We start from the raw sequence: 15,143 nt of genomic DNA on the forward strand, positions 1-15,143 counted from the left end.
GGTGTCGAGCAAGCTAGAAGAGTTGCAGGCCTTGCTGGCCCCGGTGGTCGTGGCCCTGGGCTATGAATGCTGGGGTATCGAGTTTTCGGCTCAGGGTCGGCACTCGATGTTGCGCGTTTATATCGATAAAGAGGGTGGCGTGCTGGTGGACGACTGCGCCATTGTCAGCCGTCAGATCAGCGGTGTCCTGGATGTTGAAGATCCAATCTCCGTTGAATACACCCTTGAAGTTTCCTCGCCTGGCATGGAGCGCCCGCTGTTCACTCTTGAGCAGTTTGCCAAATTTGCCGGTGAACAAGTGAAGATCAAGCTGCGCTCGCCTTTCGAAGGTCGACGCAACTTTCAGGGCCTTCTGCGCGGTGTAGAAGAGCAGGACGTCGTGGTGCAGGTAGAAGACCACGAGTTCCTGTTGCCGATCGATATGATCGACAAGGCCAACATTATTCCCAGTTTTGACTGAGACGCGGATCCCGCGGATCCAATGGCTTGCGAAAGGCGAGGCGTACGATGAGCAAAGAAGTACTGCTGGTTGTTGAGTCGGTATCCAATGAAAAGGGTGTACCGGCAAGCGTAATTTTTGAAGCGCTGGAGCTGGCTCTGGCCACTGCTACCAAAAAGCGTTTTGAAGACGAAGTGGACCTGCGTGTGGAAATCAACCGCCACACCGGTTCTTACGAAACCTTCCGTCGCTGGACGGTCGTCGAAGAGAATGATCTCGACGATCCGGCCATCGAGACCTGGCCAAGCAAGGTTGCCGAAACGCATCCTGGTGCCAAGGTCGGTGACGTCGTCGAAGAGAAAATCGAATCCATCGAGTTCGGCCGCATCGCTGCACAGACTGCCAAGCAGGTCATCGTGCAGAAAGTTCGCGAAGCCGAGCGCGCTCAAGTGGTCGACGCCTATCGCGAGCGCCTGGGAGAAATCATCTCCGGCACCGTGAAAAAAGTTACCCGCGACAACGTGATCGTCGATCTGGGCAACAATGCTGAAGCATTGCTGGCCCGTGAAGACATCATTTCTCGCGAAACCTTCCGTGTCGGCGTGCGTCTGCGTGCGCTGCTCAAGGAAATCCGCACCGAGAACCGCGGCCCGCAGCTGATCCTGTCGCGTACCGCGCCGGAAATGCTGATCGAGCTGTTCCGTATCGAAGTGCCGGAAATCGCCGAAGGCCTCATCGAGGTCATGGCCGCCTCCCGTGATCCGGGTTCGCGTGCCAAGATCGCTGTCCGCTCCAAGGACAAGCGCATCGACCCGCAAGGTGCCTGCATCGGTATGCGCGGTTCGCGCGTCCAGGCGGTATCGGGTGAGTTGGGCGGTGAGCGTGTTGATATCGTGCTGTGGGACGACAACCCGGCCCAGTTCGTTATCAACGCCATGTCCCCGGCCGAGGTTGCGGCAATTATCGTTGACGAAGATGCCCATGCCATGGACATCGCCGTTGGCGCAGACAATCTGGCTCAGGCCATCGGTCGCGGTGGTCAGAACGTGCGTCTGGCGAGCCAGTTGACTGGCTGGACCCTGAACGTGATGACCGAATCGGACATCCAGGCTAAGCAGCAAGCAGAAACCGGCGACATCCTGCGCAACTTCATCGACGAGCTGGAAGTCGACGAAGAACTGGCTCAGGTGCTGGTAGATGAAGGCTTCACCAGCCTGGAAGAGATTGCCTACGTACCGGTGGAGGAAATGCTCAACATCGACGGCTTTGACGAGGACATCGTCAACGAGCTTCGTGCTCGCGCCAAGGATCGCTTGTTGACCAAAGCCATCGCTACTGAGGAAAAGCTGGCAGACGCCCATCCGGCCGAAGACCTGCTCTCGCTTGAGGGTATGGACAAGGATTTGGCGATGGAACTGGCGGTGCGCGGCGTAATTACCCGCGAAGACCTGGCCGAGCAGTCTATTGACGACCTGCTCGACATCGACGGCATTGACGATGATCGTGCCGGCAAGTTGATCATGGCCGCCCGAGCCCACTGGTTCGAGTAATTAGGCGCGGCCTGAGGAGAGAAGTGCATGACGCAAGTCACGGTGAAACAACTGGCCGATGAGGTCAAAACACCGGTAGAGCGCCTGTTGCAGCAGATGCGTGAGGCAGGTCTGCCGCACACCGCCGCCGACGAAAATGTGACTGACAGTGAGAAGCAATCCCTGCTGACTCACTTGAAGAGCAGTCACAAGGCGAAAGTGGAAGAACCACGCAAGATCACGCTGCAGCGTAAAACCACCAGCACCCTGCGTGTGGCTGGTAGCAAGAGCATCAGCGTTGAAGTTCGCAAGAAGAAAGTTTTCGTACAGCGCAGCCCGGAAGAAATCGAAGCCGAGCGCAAGCGTGAACTGGATGAGCGTCGCGCAGTAGAAAATGCTGCCCGTCAGAAGGCTGAAGAAGAAGCCAAGCAGCGCGCCGAAGAAGAAGCGCGTCGCCAGCCTGCTGCTGCGCAAACCGCTGCCAGCGACGCCGTTGCGGCACCGGCTGCTGCCGAACCTGTTCGCGAAAGCGCACCGGTGGCTGCTGCTCCTGCTCCATCGGCTGACGTTCGCAACAAGCAGAACGAACAGCGCCGTCCGGACAAGCCACGTGCCGACGATAACAATCGTCGCAGCGGTGGCGGTGATGGCGAGCGCAAAAACGCTCCGCATCGCGCATCGGTCAAAGAAAAAGCGCCGGCACCACGTGTGGCGCCACGCACTACCGACGAAGAAAGCGATGGCTTCCGTCGTGGTGGTCGCGGCAAGGCCAAGCTGAAGAAGCGCAACGCCCACGGTTTCCAGAGCCCGACCGGCCCTGTCGTGCGTGATGTGCAGATCGGCGAGACCATCACGGTTGGCGATCTGGCCAATCAGATGTCGGTCAAAGCGGCTGAAATCATCAAGTTCATGTTCAAACTGGGTACTCCAGCGACCATCAACCAGGTGCTTGATCAGGAAACTGCTCAACTGGTAGCCGAAGAACTGGGCCACAAAGTGACCCTGGTCAGCGACACCGCTCTGGAAGATTCCCTGGCCGAGTCCCTGAAGTTTGAAGGTGAGTCGTTCTCCCGTGCACCAGTCGTGACCGTAATGGGTCACGTTGACCACGGTAAGACTTCCCTGCTCGACTACATCCGTCGTGCCAAGGTAGCTGCTGGCGAAGCCGGCGGTATCACCCAGCACATCGGTGCATACCACGTTGAGACTGATCGCGGCATGGTCACTTTCCTCGACACCCCGGGTCACGCTGCGTTTACCGCAATGCGTGCCCGTGGTGCCAAGGCGACCGACATCGTGATCCTCGTGGTTGCAGCGGACGACGGCGTGATGCCGCAAACCATCGAAGCGGTTCAGCATGCGCAGGCAGCGGGCGTGCCGCTGGTGGTTGCAGTGAACAAGATCGACAAGCCGGGCGCTGATCTCGATCGCATCCGCAGCGAACTGTCGGTTCACGGCGTGACTTCCGAAGACTGGGGTGGCGACACACCATTCGTTCCGGTTTCGGCGAAGATGGGTACTGGCGTGGACGAGCTGCTTGAAGCCGTTCTGCTGCAGGCCGAAGTTCTCGAACTGAAAGCTACACCGTCGGCTCCTGGCCGTGGTGTGGTGGTTGAATCGCGTCTCGACAAGGGTCGTGGCCCGGTGGCAACCGTGCTGGTTCAGGACGGTACGCTGCGTCAAGGCGACATGGTCCTGGTCGGTTCGAACTACGGCCGTGTACGTGCCATGCTCGACGAGAACGGCAAGCCGATCAAGGAAGCCGGTCCATCCATCCCTGTCGAGATCCTCGGCCTGGACGGTACCCCGGACGCTGGCGACGAGATGAGCGTGGTTGCCGACGAGAAGAAAGCCCGTGAAGTGGCTCTGTTCCGTCAAGGCAAGTTCCGCGAAGTCAAACTGGCTCGCGCTCACGCCGGCAAGCTGGAAAACATCTTCGAAAACATGGGTCAGGCCGAGAAGAAGACGCTCAACATCGTCCTCAAATCCGACGTCCGTGGTTCGCTGGAAGCGTTGAACGGTGCCTTGAATGGCCTGGGCAACGACGAAGTACAAGTGCGCGTCGTGGGTGGCGGTGTCGGTGGTATCACCGAATCCGACGCCAACCTGGCACTGGCTTCCAACGCTGTACTGTTCGGCTTCAACGTGCGTGCCGATGCCGGCGCTCGCAAGATCGTCGAGCAGGAAGGTCTGGATATGCGTTACTACAACGTGATCTACGACATCATCGAAGACGTCAAGAAAGCCCTGACCGGCATGCTCGGCAGCGATGTTCGCGAGAACATCCTGGGTGTGGCCGAAGTGCGTGACGTGTTCCGTTCGCCGAAGTTTGGCGCGATCGCCGGTTGCATGGTGATCGAAGGTGTCGTGCACCGTAACCGTCCGATCCGTGTACTGCGTGAAGACATCGTTATCTTCGAAGGCGAGCTGGAATCCCTGCGCCGCTTCAAGGATGACGCTTCCGAAGTACGTGCCGGCATGGAATGCGGTATCGGCGTGAAGAGCTACAACGACGTCAAAGTCGGCGACAAGATCGAAGTCTTCGAGAAGGTTCAGGTTGCTCGCAGCCTCTGACTCGCGCACTTCAAGGGCCACGATGGGTCGTAGCATGCAAATGCACGGCACAGCGTCCGGACTCTAAACGCAACGCCCGGTCTGGCTTTTGTCAGGCCGGGCGTTTGCCGCTTTCAGACCTTGCGGGTTTCACCGCTGGGCAGTAACAGGTAACAAATCATGGCAAAAGAATACAGCCGTACCCAACGTATCGGCGATCAGATGCAGCGCGAGCTGGCGCAACTGATCCGTCGCGAAGTCAAAGACCCGCGCGTCGGCCTGGTCACCATCACCGCTGTGGAAGTGTCCCGTGACGTCGGTCACGCGAAGATTTTCATCACCGTGATGGGTCAGGACAATGCTGAAGACATCGCGCAAAGCATCAAGGTGCTCAACGCCGCCGCAGGCTTCCTGCGCATGCAATTGGCCCGCGAAATGAAGCTGCGCAGCGTGCCGCAATTGCACTTCCACTACGACGAATCCGTCGTGCGTGGCGCGCACCTGTCGGCATTGATCGAGCGCGCCGTGGCTGAAGACAATCAGCACGTTGCCGCTCCAGCACCTGAAGACACCAAGGAGTAATTCGGTGGCTCAGGTCAAACGTATCCGTCGTAACGTCAGCGGCATCATCCTGCTCGACAAGCCATTGGGGTTCACCTCCAACGCTGCCTTGCAGAAGGTGCGCTGGCTGCTCAATGCCGAGAAGGCCGGGCACACCGGCAGCCTCGACCCGTTGGCCACCGGCGTGTTGCCGCTGTGCTTCGGCGAGGCGACCAAGTTTTCGCAATACCTGCTCGATTCCGACAAGGGCTATGAGACCCTGGCACAACTGGGCAAGACCACCACCACGGCCGATGCCGAAGGTGAGGTTTTGCAGGAGCGTCCGGTGACCGTTGGTCGCGCCGATGTCGAAGCGGTTCTGCCGAAATTTCGTGGGCAAATCAGTCAGATACCGCCGATGTACTCGGCACTCAAGCGTGATGGCCAGCCGCTGTACAAACTGGCACGTGCAGGCGAAGTAGTGGAGCGCGAACCGCGTTCTGTTACTATTGCGCGCTTGGAATTGCTGGCCTTCGAAGGCGATACTGCGCGGCTTGCGGTGGACTGCAGCAAGGGCACCTATATTCGGACCCTGGTGGAGGATATCGGTGAGCAACTCGGTTGTGGTGCGTACGTCGCAGAATTGCGTCGGACCCAGGCCGGGCCTTTCACCCTGGCGCAGACTGTTACCCTCGAAGAGCTGGAAGCGGTACATGCCGAAGGCGGCAATGAAGCGGTCGACCGCTTCCTGATGCCATCGGACAGCGGCCTGCAGGATTGGCCGTTGCTGCACTTCTCTGAAGCGAGCGCGTTCTACTGGCTCAACGGCCAGCCGGTACGTGCCCCGGATGCGCCGAAGTTCGGCATGGTACGAGTACAGGATCACAATGGTCGCTTCATCGGTATCGGTGAAGTGAGCGAAGACGGGCGTATCGCGCCGCGTCGCTTGATTCGGTCAGAATGACCGGAACCGGTCTGCGTTAAGCGGGCCGGCGAGTGTGGCTGTTAACAGGCATGGTCACTACTCATTTATAGATACAGGGATTTGTCCCTGGCCTGTTGAAGCTGTTTCCCTGAAACAGTTTCCTGATAAGGAAGGATTGCCTCATGGCTCTCGACGTTCAAGAAAAAGCTCAAATCGTTGCTGACTACCAGCAAGCTGTTGGTGACACTGGTTCGCCAGAAGTGCAGGTTGCACTGCTGACTGCCAACATCAACAAACTGCAAGGTCACTTCAAGGCCAACGGTAAAGATCACCACTCCCGTCGTGGTCTGATCCGCATGGTTAACCAGCGTCGCAAGCTGCTGGACTACCTGAAAGGCAAGGACGTAAGCCGGTACGCCGCGCTGATCGCTCGCCTGGGTCTGCGTCGCTAATCAGCGATTGCGCTATGAGGTTGGTGGTCTGTCGGGCGTCAGCGGTTTTCCGCTGGCGCCTTGCAGGCTCCCAGCCTCAAGTTTTATCTGCAGCATGGCTTTACCTGTAGCACCCGGACAATTGCCATCGGGCCGATTCCCGAAATTGCCCAAGAATTCGCAAGAAACCGTTTCCCCCAAGAGCCACAAAGAAGGTAGGACACCGTGAACCCGGTAATCAAAAAATTCCAGTTCGGTCAATCGACCGTTACCCTCGAGACAGGCCGTATTGCCCGTCAGGCCTCCGGCGCAGTATTGGTCACCGTTGACGACGACGTCAGCGTGTTGGTGACTGTTGTCGGTGCAAAGCAAGCCGATCCGGGCAAGGGTTTCTTCCCTCTGTCCGTGCACTACCAGGAAAAGACTTACGCTGCCGGTAAGATCCCTGGCGGTTTCTTCAAGCGTGAAGGCCGTCCTTCCGAGAAAGAAACCCTGACTTCCCGACTGATCGACCGTCCGATCCGTCCGCTGTTCCCAGAAGGCTTCATGAACGAAGTGCAGGTTGTCTGCACCGTCGTTTCCACCAGCAAGAAGACCGATCCGGACATCGCTGCGATGATCGGTACCTCGGCTGCCCTGGCCATCTCCGGCATTCCATTCGACGGCCCGATCGGCGCCGCTCGCGTGGCTTTCCACGAGAGCACCGGCTACCTGCTGAACCCGACCTACGAACAGCAGGCCGCTTCGAGCCTGGACATGGTCGTTGCCGGTACTTCCGACGCCGTGCTGATGGTTGAATCGGAAGCCAAAGAGCTGACCGAAGACCAGATGCTGGGCGCGGTACTGTTCGCTCACGACGAATTCCAGGTTGTGATCAACGCTGTTAAAGAACTGGCTGCCGAAGCCGCCAAGCCAACCTGGAACTGGGCTCCTGCGCCAGAAGCCACCGAACTGCTGGGCGCTATCCGTGCCGAGTTCGGCGAAGCGATCTCCCAGGCTTACACCATCACCATCAAGGCCGACCGTTACGCTCGCCTGGGTGAGCTGAAGGACCAAGTGGTTGCCAAGCTGTCCGGTGAAGAAGGCCAGCCAAGCGCTGCTGAAGTCAAAGCAGCCTTCGGCGAAATCGAATACCGCACCGTTCGCGAAAACATCGTTAACGGCAAGCCACGTATCGACGGTCGCGACACCAAGACTGTACGTCCGCTGAACATCGAAGTCGGCGTTCTGCCAAAGACTCACGGTTCGGCTCTGTTCACCCGTGGCGAGACCCAGGCACTGGTTGTTGCAACACTGGGCACCGCCCGTGACGCACAACTGCTGGACACCCTGGAAGGCGAAAAGAAAGACCCGTTCATGCTGCACTACAACTTCCCGCCGTTCTCGGTGGGCGAGTGTGGTCGCATGGGTGGCGCCGGTCGTCGCGAAATCGGTCACGGCCGTCTGGCCCGTCGTTCGGTTTCGGCCATGCTGCCAGCCGCTGACGTGTTCCCGTACACCATCCGCGTGGTATCGGAAATCACCGAATCCAACGGTTCGAGCTCGATGGCTTCCGTGTGCGGTGCTTCCCTGGCACTGATGGACGCTGGTGTACCGATGAAAGCACCGGTGGCCGGTATCGCCATGGGTCTGGTTAAAGAAGGCGAGAAGTTCGCCGTCCTGACCGACATCCTCGGCGACGAAGATCACCTGGGCGACATGGACTTCAAGGTAGCCGGTACCGCCAAAGGTGTTACTGCGCTGCAGATGGACATCAAGATCAAGGGCATCACCGAAGAGATCATGGAAATCGCTCTGGGCCAAGCCCTTGAAGCGCGCCTGAACATCCTCGGCCAGATGAACCAGATCATTGGCCAGTCGCGTACCGAGCTGTCGGCCAACGCTCCGACCATGATCGCGATGAAGATCGACACCGACAAGATCCGTGACGTTATCGGTAAAGGTGGCGCGACCATCCGTGCGATCTGCGAAGAAACCAAGGCTTCGATCGACATCGAAGACGACGGTTCGATCAAGATCTTCGGCGAAACCAAGGATGCTGCAGAAGCTGCTCGTCAGCGCGTTCTGAGCATCACGGCAGAAGCCGAGATCGGCAAGATCTACGTCGGCAAGGTTGAGCGCATCGTCGACTTCGGCGCATTCGTCAACATCCTGCCGGGCAAGGACGGTCTGGTGCACATCTCGATGCTGAGCGACGCTCGCGTAGAGAAAGTCACCGACATCCTGAAAGAAGGCCAGGAAGTGGAAGTGCTGGTACTGGACGTGGACAACCGCGGCCGTATCAAGCTGTCCATCAAAGACGTGGCAGCTGCCAAGGCTTCGGGCGTTTAATCACCCCCAACGCTTTAGCGCAATGAAGATGCCCCCGCCGTGCAAACGGCGGGGGCGTTTTTTTATCTGAAATAAAGAAATTGTAGTTCTCAAAAGAAAACCATCAGACAACCCACAAATTTGCCGCAGCTCGAGACCGGTGCTAGGTTTAGCCCACCGCCCGTGTAGCTCAGCCGGTAGAGCAGCGCACTCGTAACGCGAAGGTCGCAGGTTCGATTCCTGTCTCGGGCAAAAAATTTTCGCCTTCGGTTTTATGCGTGGTGTTGGAGGTATTCGTTCAGTGCTTGACGTGTCAGATCATTCAACGACACATTTTGACGGGTTGCCGCCAGAGCCGCTGCTAAATGCAGATCGTGACCTATGCGAACATTGAACGATCCTTTGCATGGGATTTCAGGCTTCTGCCCGAGCTGCTGACAGGTTTGTAAATAGTCATCTACCGCCTCGCGAAAGGCTGCTTCCAGTTCAGCCACCGTTTGTCCTTCATAATTAACCAGCGCCCTGATGAAAAGGAGTTTTCCGAACAGGCACTTATCTTCCGTGCTCGCCTCGATAGAGCCAACATAGCCTTTGTAGTGCAGCTGGGAACTCATGGAATCAGGCCTCCTGTTTTCAGTTGCTCGATAATCTGGCGTCTTGCGTATGTTTTGATTTCATTTCCGGGATGTGGCTTGTGCAGGTTGATCATTGCGCTCGGATTCCCGTTGTCGAATTTGATCCTGCTACCGGATCCTTCCAGCTGAGAGTAACCAAGACGCGCCAACAGAGTGACAAGCTCGGACCATGTGAATGCGCTGTGCCCGTTGATTAGCTTGGCGAGAAGTTTTTCAGTCTTTGACATGCTGGCCTATGATTGCAACTGAATATAGTTGCCTGTTTTTGGGCGGTCAATGTGAAGGTTTCGTTCGTCGTAACCTCAAAAGCGATGGGTGAGGATTTATACGCAGTGGATTTCGCGCATGGAAACAGGAAACTGTAACCAAGCGAGTACCACTCTTCATTTCACTCCCCCGGTTGCACTGGCTTGCGTCTCTGTTAGGATTCCTTTGTCCCAGACAAGCAAGCACCGTTGTTTTCAGATGATCCACGAATGGTCCTGAAGGCCAGGAAAAACCGAGCTTCCAATGACTTCCTGCGTCAGAGAGATCCTTGATGATCCAGATCCATCCTCCATTCCTAAGATCAGCGAGAACCCCATGACTGAATTGACCCAAGAGCAACGCCACGAACAAGCGCTGGAAAAATACCTTCTGGATGTGCCGGACCTGAAGGAAGAGATCAAGGACCTGAGTCCCGATGATCAGAAAGACCAGATCCAGTGGGCCTTCGAAGACGAAGCCGAAGCGCAGGGCTTGCAGCCGTGGGAGCTGACCCTCAAGTACACGAGCACGCCGGAGGAGTTCGAGGCGCAGCGCCTCGTGCTGCACAAGGAAGCGGCGGAAGTCTTGGGTGTCGAGTGGGAAGAGTACTGCGAGATGAACAATCTCGTCGTATAAGAGCAGCTGCGAGCTTCTAGCTACAAGCTGCAAGTCAAAGCAGAGTCGCTTGGCTTGTAGCTTGTAGCTTGCCGTTGCGTCTAGAGGCTCAGTCGCATCGACAGGTCCACCGCTTTGACATCCTTGGTCATCGCACCAATCGAAATGTAATCCACGCCCGTTTCGGCGATCGGCAGCAGCGTGCTTTCGTTGATGCCGCCGCTGGCTTCCAGCTTCGCTTTGCCGGCGGTCAGGCGTACGGCTTCGCGCATGTCGTCCAGGCTCAGTTCGTCGAGCATGATGATGTCGGCGCCCGCTTCCAGCGCTTGCTGCAACTCCTCAAGACTTTCCACTTCAATCTCCACCGGTTTGCCCGGGGCGATCTTGTGTGCGGCGGCCACGGCTTCGGCGATGCCTCCGCTGGCGGCGATGTGGTTTTCCTTGATCAGGAAGGCGTCGTACAGACCGATTCGGTGGTTGTGGCAGCCGCCGCAGGTCACCGCATATTTCTGTGCCAGACGCAGGCCGGGCAGGGTTTTGCGGGTGTCGAGCAACTTGACCTGCGTCTCGCCGACGAAGTCTGCCAGGTACTGCGCGCGCGTCGCCACGCCAGACAGCAACTGCAGAAAGTTCAATGCGCTGCGTTCGCCGGTCAGCAGTGAGCGCGCCGGGCCTTCCAGATGAAACAGCGGCTGATTGGCTTTGACCCGCTGGCCGTCGACCACTTGCCAATGCACCGCCACGCGCGGATCGAGCTGGCGAAATACCGCATCGACCCAAGCGGTGCCGCAGATGACGGCGTCGTCACGGGTGATGATGGTGGCTTTGGCCAGGCGTTCGGCCGGGATCAGTTGCGCGGTGATGTCGCCGCTGCCGACGTCTTCGAGCAACGCACGGCGCACGTTGTTTTCGATTTCGGCGGTCAGATCGGCGAGACGTAGATTCGGCATAACGGACTCCACAAACAAAGTGGTTCGATTATAGGGGCAGGGCGCGAGCCAACCCAAGGCGAGAACGTGCGTGCCTGGCGCATCTGGTCGATTTTCCTGCGCTGAGTGCGAGGTGTATGGCGTATAGGGGAAACCCTGAGGCCTATAGCATCGCCGGCCTCTTTTGCCAGATAATCCGCCTTGTATTTGACGTCATGGCTTTGACGAACGACTCCCCTGGGGCAGTGTCGAAAGCGACGAACCGAATCACCGTTCCAGGAGGCTTGGATGCGCAACGACGGGAAAGTGGTGCCTTTGCACCGGGCGACTGCCGATCTGGCGGACCACTCGCCGCTTGCCCGCTTGCCGGTGATTTTGCTGCAGGTCCGCGACAAGGCTGCGCAGCAGCTGCGCCACGATTTGCAGGAGCTGTTCGATAACGCCGACGACACGCTGTTCGAAATGGCCGACCGGGCGCGCAACGACGTCGATCAGAACATCTTTTTCGAAGCCATGCGCGACCTGCGCCTCAAGCGCAAGAATATCGAGCGCGGCTTTCTTGAACTGTTCTTTGAAGCCTTCGCCGGCCTTACCCAATACGACCCCGCCGCCAACACCCTGCCACGCACGCCGGTGGTCGAAGAGTCGGCGCCGCGCACCGATGCCATGGAGCGTACCGTGGCCGTGCAGACGATGGTCAGCCGCGTGCTCAAGCGCGACGGCTTCGCTCTCGACCAACTGACCGCCCGCTTCAGCTCGATGCTCGGCAAGCGTCTGGACGATCAGCACAACCCGCTGAGTCCGGCGATGCTCTGCGAATATTTCCTGCAGGCCGGGCGTAACCTCGGCGTCGAGATCAAGGTCAAGCTGATCCTGCTCAAGCTGTTCGAACGCTATGTGCTGGCTGACACCGAGCAGCTGTATGGCGAGGCCAATCAGCTGTTGCTCGCGACCGGCGTGTTGCCACATCTGAAGCCCGCCGTGGCTCGTCGCATGGTCGAGCCTGCGGACAGCGACACATTGATTGAAGATCTCGACGAGCCGCCAGCGGACGAAGGCATCGAGGAAGTGTTCGCCGCGATGCAGCAATTGCTCGCCCAGGTCCGCGGCCGCGTCACACCGACCCTGGAGCCCGGCGCACCGGCGCATCCGATCAACACCCGCGACCTGCTGCGGTTGTTGTCGCACTTGCAGCAATACGTACCGGCGCTGGAGGCTCAGGAAGATTTCGATCTGCGTCATCAGCTCGAACAGTTGCTGACCCGGGTCAGCGTCAGAAGCGGCAGGTCCCGCGTTGTCGCGACTGCCGACGAAGATGTGATCAACCTGATCGCCATGGTTTTCGACTGCATCCTCGACGATCGCAATGTGCCCGATGCGCTCAAGGCGCTGATCGGCCGATTGCAGATTCCGATGCTCAAGGTTGCGGTGCTGGACAAGAGTTTCTTCAGCCGCAGCACGCACCCGGCGCGGCGCCTGCTCAACGAAATCGCCGAGGCCGCAATGGGCTGGAGCGATTGCGACGGCGCTGAGCGCGACAACCTCTATGTGCGCATCGAGCAAGTGGTACAGCGCTTGCTCAGCGAGTTTGTCGACGACCCGGCGATCTTCTCCGAACTGCTCGCCGACTTCCTCGCCTTCACTCAGGAAGAACGTCGTCGCACTGAACTGCTGGAACAACGCTTGCGTGATGCCGAGGAAGGCCGGGCAAAAGCCGAACTGGCTCAGCATCGCGTTGCACAGGCGTTGCAGCAGGCTCTGCTGGGCCAGGTGCTGCCGGCGACGGTGGTCAGTTTCGTCCAGCAGGCCTGGAGCAAAGTGTTGTTGCTGACCTGCCTCAAGCACGGTGATCAGTCCGCCGAATGGCACGCCGACGTGCAGACCATGGAACAGTTGGTCTGGAGCGTGCAGCGCCATGACGACGGCGAATCCAGCCTGCGCCTGCTGGCACTGGTGCCGGGTTTGCTCAAGTCGCTGCGCGATGGCCTGAGCAGCACCGCATTCGACCCCTTTGCCACCAGTGAATTTTTCAGTGAGCTGGAGGCTCTGCACGTGCGCGTGCTGGAGCGTTCCGACGATGCCGATCACAGCGCCATGCCGTTGATCGAAATTACCCCCGAGCTCTTGCAGCACAGTGCCGGCCAGACGGCAGCGACCCCGGCGCCGCGCCTGGCGCAAGACGCTGCCGGTCTGTCTCAGGTCGAGCAGTTGCGTGTGGGCAACTGGGTGGTCTTCGACGCAGACGAGGAACAGACCTTGCGTTGCAAACTCGCCGCGATCATCAAAGAGACCGGCAAATATGTCTTCGTCGACCGCACTGGCATGAAAGTGCTGGAGCACAGCAGCACCGATCTGGCCCTGGCATTCAGCCGTGGCGTCGCGCGCGCACTGGATGACACCTTGCTGTTCGACCGCGCACTGGAATCGGTGCTGGGCGACCTGCGGCGACTCAATCGCGGCAAGTGATCGCGCGGTGAGGGTGGATCGCGGCATACTGGGCGCCCACATGGTCGGCGTTGAAGGAATCGGTATGCAGTTGGATCCCGCGAGCGGGTGGTGTCATGGCGTGCAGATCTGCCCGTCGCCCAACTTCAATGAGCGCCCGGCGGGCGAAGTGTCCCTGTTGGTCATCCACAACATCAGCCTGCCGCCGGCGCAATTCGCCACGGGCAAGGTGCAGGAATTTTTCCAGAATCGTCTGGATGTCACCGAACACCCGTACTTTGCAGGCATCGCTGACCTGCGCGTCTCGGCGCATTTTCTGATCGAACGTGACGGCAACGTCACCCAGTTTGTCTCCTGTCTGGAACGGGCGTGGCACGCAGGCGTTTCTGTGTTCGAGGGTCGTGAAACCTGCAACGATTTTTCCGTGGGCATCGAGCTGGAAGGCACCGATGATCTGCCGTTCACCGACGAGCAATATCGCGCGTTGACTGCGCTGACCCGGCAGTTGCAGAAACGCTTTCCGGCGATCACCGATCAGCGCATCTGCGGCCACAGCGATATCGCGCCGGGGCGCAAGACCGATCCGGGACCGGCATTCGACTGGGCACGCTACCGCGCCGCCCTGGCAAAAGAGGAAGGACAATGAGTTTTCTGGTGTTACTGCTGGCGGTGTGGATCGAGAAGTTTTCGGCCCTGCGCCATCGGCTTCAACGCGACGGCGGATGGATCCGCGAACTGCACAAACTCGAAAACAGCAAACGGCTGGCCAGGCAACCGTGGCTGGTGCTGACGATTCTGGTGCTGTGCCCGGTGGCGTTGCTGGCGCTGTTGCTGCTGGTGCTGGAACCTGTGGCGTACGGTTTGCTGGCGCTGCCGGTGCATTTGCTGGTGGTGATCTACAGCCTCGGACGCGGCGATCTGCTCGGCGGCCTCGGCCCGTTCCGCGATGCCTGGCGCCGTGAGGATCTGCAAGCGGCGGCGCACGTCGCCAAGCGCGATCTGGATATCTGCGCCGACAACGGCGAGCAGTTGCTCGAGCGGGTGCAAGGGCATCTGCTGTGGCAGGCCTATCAGAGTTTCTTCGCGGTGATCTTCTGGTACTTCCTTCTCGGCCCCGTGGCGGCATTGGCCTATCGTTTGCTGGCGCTGGCCGAAGAGCACGGCTGCAATCCGGCGCTGGTCGAGCGTGCTGCGCAATTGCGTCACGCTTTCGATTGGGTGCCGGTGCGTTTGCTGGCGGCAAGTCTTGCGTTGGTCGGCAACTTCGTCGCGGTCAGCCGAGTGATGCTGCATGAGCTGCTCAACTGGAACATCAGCGCTGCGCAGTTGATCAACAAGGTCGGCCTGGCAGCCGGGGAAGTTCCACCGCCAGTGGTCGGCCCGGACGGCATCAACACCCTCGATTGTCTGTGGGAACTGCTGCTGCGTGCGGCAGTGCTGTGGTATGCCGGGTTTGCCTTGTGGACGGTTCTGGTTCACTGATTCGCTGATTTACAGAAAGATCAAAAGATCGCAGCCTTCGGCAGCTCCTACCTTGGAACGCATT

The 15,143-nt window shown here is 59.0% G+C and carries 14 protein-coding genes and 1 tRNA gene; 12 read left to right on the forward strand and 3 right to left on the reverse strand.

All coding sequences use genetic code 11. From position 1 onward, the window contains the following. The first annotated feature begins 1 nt into the window (after window position 1). The 8 genes from rimP (at window position 2) to AB9L16_RS03485 (ending at window position 8,979) form a co-directional block, all read left to right on the forward strand. Window positions 2-460: a ribosome maturation factor RimP gene (rimP, locus tag AB9L16_RS03450; protein ID WP_007973115.1), complete on the forward strand. Its 459-nt coding sequence runs from the start codon at window positions 2-4 to the stop codon at window positions 458-460. Between the two features lie 47 nt (window positions 461-507). Beyond that, the gene (gene nusA / locus AB9L16_RS03455; protein WP_024011569.1) at window positions 508-1,989 is read left to right on the forward strand and encodes a transcription termination factor NusA; all 1,482 of its coding nucleotides are present in this window, start codon (window positions 508-510) and stop codon (window positions 1,987-1,989) included. Between the two features lie 27 nt (window positions 1,990-2,016). After that, on the forward strand, window positions 2,017-4,542 hold the full coding sequence (gene infB / locus AB9L16_RS03460) for a translation initiation factor IF-2 (RefSeq protein ID WP_041477933.1): 2,526 nt from the start codon (window positions 2,017-2,019) through the stop codon (window positions 4,540-4,542). A 159-nt stretch (window positions 4,543-4,701) separates the two neighbouring features. Beyond that, on the forward strand, window positions 4,702-5,103 hold the full coding sequence (gene rbfA, locus AB9L16_RS03465; protein ID WP_016771753.1) for a 30S ribosome-binding factor RbfA: 402 nt from the start codon (window positions 4,702-4,704) through the stop codon (window positions 5,101-5,103). A 4-nt stretch (window positions 5,104-5,107) separates the two neighbouring features. Continuing rightward, complete coding sequence (truB, locus tag AB9L16_RS03470) at window positions 5,108-6,025, forward strand: tRNA pseudouridine(55) synthase TruB (protein ID WP_024011571.1); 918 nt, start codon at window positions 5,108-5,110, stop codon at window positions 6,023-6,025. Between the two features lie 143 nt (window positions 6,026-6,168). Then, window positions 6,169-6,438: a 30S ribosomal protein S15 gene (gene rpsO, locus AB9L16_RS03475; protein ID WP_016771751.1), complete on the forward strand. Its 270-nt coding sequence runs from the start codon at window positions 6,169-6,171 to the stop codon at window positions 6,436-6,438. A 204-nt stretch (window positions 6,439-6,642) separates the two neighbouring features. Further along, complete coding sequence (pnp, locus tag AB9L16_RS03480; RefSeq protein ID WP_024011572.1) at window positions 6,643-8,748, forward strand: polyribonucleotide nucleotidyltransferase; 2,106 nt, start codon at window positions 6,643-6,645, stop codon at window positions 8,746-8,748. A gap of 158 nt (window positions 8,749-8,906) precedes the next feature. Then, a tRNA-Thr gene (locus AB9L16_RS03485) sits at window positions 8,907-8,979 on the forward strand. Window positions 8,980-8,999: 20 nt separating this feature from the next. Here the strand turns inward: AB9L16_RS03485 and AB9L16_RS03490 are convergent. Together AB9L16_RS03490 and AB9L16_RS03495 are read right to left on the reverse strand one after the other, a co-directional pair. Continuing rightward, window positions 9,000-9,341: a type II toxin-antitoxin system HicB family antitoxin gene (locus tag AB9L16_RS03490; RefSeq protein WP_056782875.1), complete on the reverse strand. Its 342-nt coding sequence runs from the start codon at window positions 9,339-9,341 to the stop codon at window positions 9,000-9,002. After that, window positions 9,338-9,589: a type II toxin-antitoxin system HicA family toxin gene (locus AB9L16_RS03495; RefSeq protein ID WP_375123113.1), complete on the reverse strand. Its 252-nt coding sequence runs from the start codon at window positions 9,587-9,589 to the stop codon at window positions 9,338-9,340. The genes AB9L16_RS03490 and AB9L16_RS03495 overlap by 4 nt, the downstream gene beginning before the upstream one ends. Window positions 9,590-9,944: 355 nt before the next feature. Here AB9L16_RS03495 and AB9L16_RS03500 point away from each other — a divergent pair, with 355 nt between their 5' ends. Beyond that, window positions 9,945-10,244, forward strand: a complete 300-nt coding sequence (locus AB9L16_RS03500; protein WP_024011573.1) for a DUF6388 family protein — start codon at window positions 9,945-9,947, stop codon at window positions 10,242-10,244. An 80-nt stretch (window positions 10,245-10,324) separates the two neighbouring features. Here the strand turns inward: AB9L16_RS03500 and nadC are convergent, their stop codons facing one another. Next, window positions 10,325-11,173: a carboxylating nicotinate-nucleotide diphosphorylase gene (nadC, locus tag AB9L16_RS03505; RefSeq protein ID WP_065615757.1), complete on the reverse strand. Its 849-nt coding sequence runs from the start codon at window positions 11,171-11,173 to the stop codon at window positions 10,325-10,327. 267 nt (window positions 11,174-11,440) lie between these two features. Here nadC and AB9L16_RS03510 point away from each other — a divergent pair, with 267 nt between their 5' ends. The 3 genes from AB9L16_RS03510 (at window position 11,441) to ampE (ending at window position 15,079) form a co-directional block, all read left to right on the forward strand. Further along, window positions 11,441-13,618 carry a DUF1631 domain-containing protein gene (locus AB9L16_RS03510; protein ID WP_375123114.1) on the forward strand — a complete coding sequence of 726 codons (2,178 nt, stop codon included), beginning with the start codon at window positions 11,441-11,443 and terminating at the stop codon, window positions 13,616-13,618. A gap of 64 nt (window positions 13,619-13,682) precedes the next feature. Continuing rightward, window positions 13,683-14,243: a 1,6-anhydro-N-acetylmuramyl-L-alanine amidase AmpD gene (gene ampD / locus AB9L16_RS03515; protein WP_375123115.1), complete on the forward strand. Its 561-nt coding sequence runs from the start codon at window positions 13,683-13,685 to the stop codon at window positions 14,241-14,243. Next, the gene (gene ampE / locus AB9L16_RS03520) at window positions 14,240-15,079 is read left to right on the forward strand and encodes a regulatory signaling modulator protein AmpE (RefSeq protein WP_252877433.1); all 840 of its coding nucleotides are present in this window, start codon (window positions 14,240-14,242) and stop codon (window positions 15,077-15,079) included. Before ampD ends, ampE begins: the two co-directional genes overlap by 4 nt. Window positions 15,080-15,143 lie beyond the last annotated feature (64 nt).

It is taken from the genome of Pseudomonas sp. LW8, assembly GCF_041956865.1.
In the GTDB taxonomy this organism is placed as follows: domain Bacteria; phylum Pseudomonadota; class Gammaproteobacteria; order Pseudomonadales; family Pseudomonadaceae; genus Aquipseudomonas; species Aquipseudomonas siliginis.

Bases quoted from the DNA above. Each gene is read 5' to 3' on its own strand.
- rpsO (WP_016771751.1), top strand. From the start codon at position 6,169: ATGGCTCTCGACGTTCAAGAAAAAGCTCAAATCGTTGCTGACTACCAG.
- AB9L16_RS03495 (WP_375123113.1), bottom strand. From the start codon at position 9,589: ATGTCAAAGACTGAAAAACTTCTCGCCAAGCTAATCAACGGGCACAGC.
- nusA (WP_024011569.1), top strand. From the start codon at position 508: ATGAGCAAAGAAGTACTGCTGGTTGTTGAGTCGGTATCCAATGAAAAG.
- rbfA (WP_016771753.1), top strand. From the start codon at position 4,702: ATGGCAAAAGAATACAGCCGTACCCAACGTATCGGCGATCAGATGCAG.
- ampE (WP_252877433.1), top strand. From the start codon at position 14,240: ATGAGTTTTCTGGTGTTACTGCTGGCGGTGTGGATCGAGAAGTTTTCG.
- infB (WP_041477933.1), top strand. From the start codon at position 2,017: ATGACGCAAGTCACGGTGAAACAACTGGCCGATGAGGTCAAAACACCG.
- ampD (WP_375123115.1), top strand. From the start codon at position 13,683: ATGCAGTTGGATCCCGCGAGCGGGTGGTGTCATGGCGTGCAGATCTGC.
- nadC (WP_065615757.1), bottom strand. From the start codon at position 11,173: ATGCCGAATCTACGTCTCGCCGATCTGACCGCCGAAATCGAAAACAAC.
- AB9L16_RS03510 (WP_375123114.1), top strand. From the start codon at position 11,441: ATGCGCAACGACGGGAAAGTGGTGCCTTTGCACCGGGCGACTGCCGAT.
- AB9L16_RS03490 (WP_056782875.1), bottom strand. From the start codon at position 9,341: ATGAGTTCCCAGCTGCACTACAAAGGCTATGTTGGCTCTATCGAGGCG.
- AB9L16_RS03500 (WP_024011573.1), top strand. From the start codon at position 9,945: ATGACTGAATTGACCCAAGAGCAACGCCACGAACAAGCGCTGGAAAAA.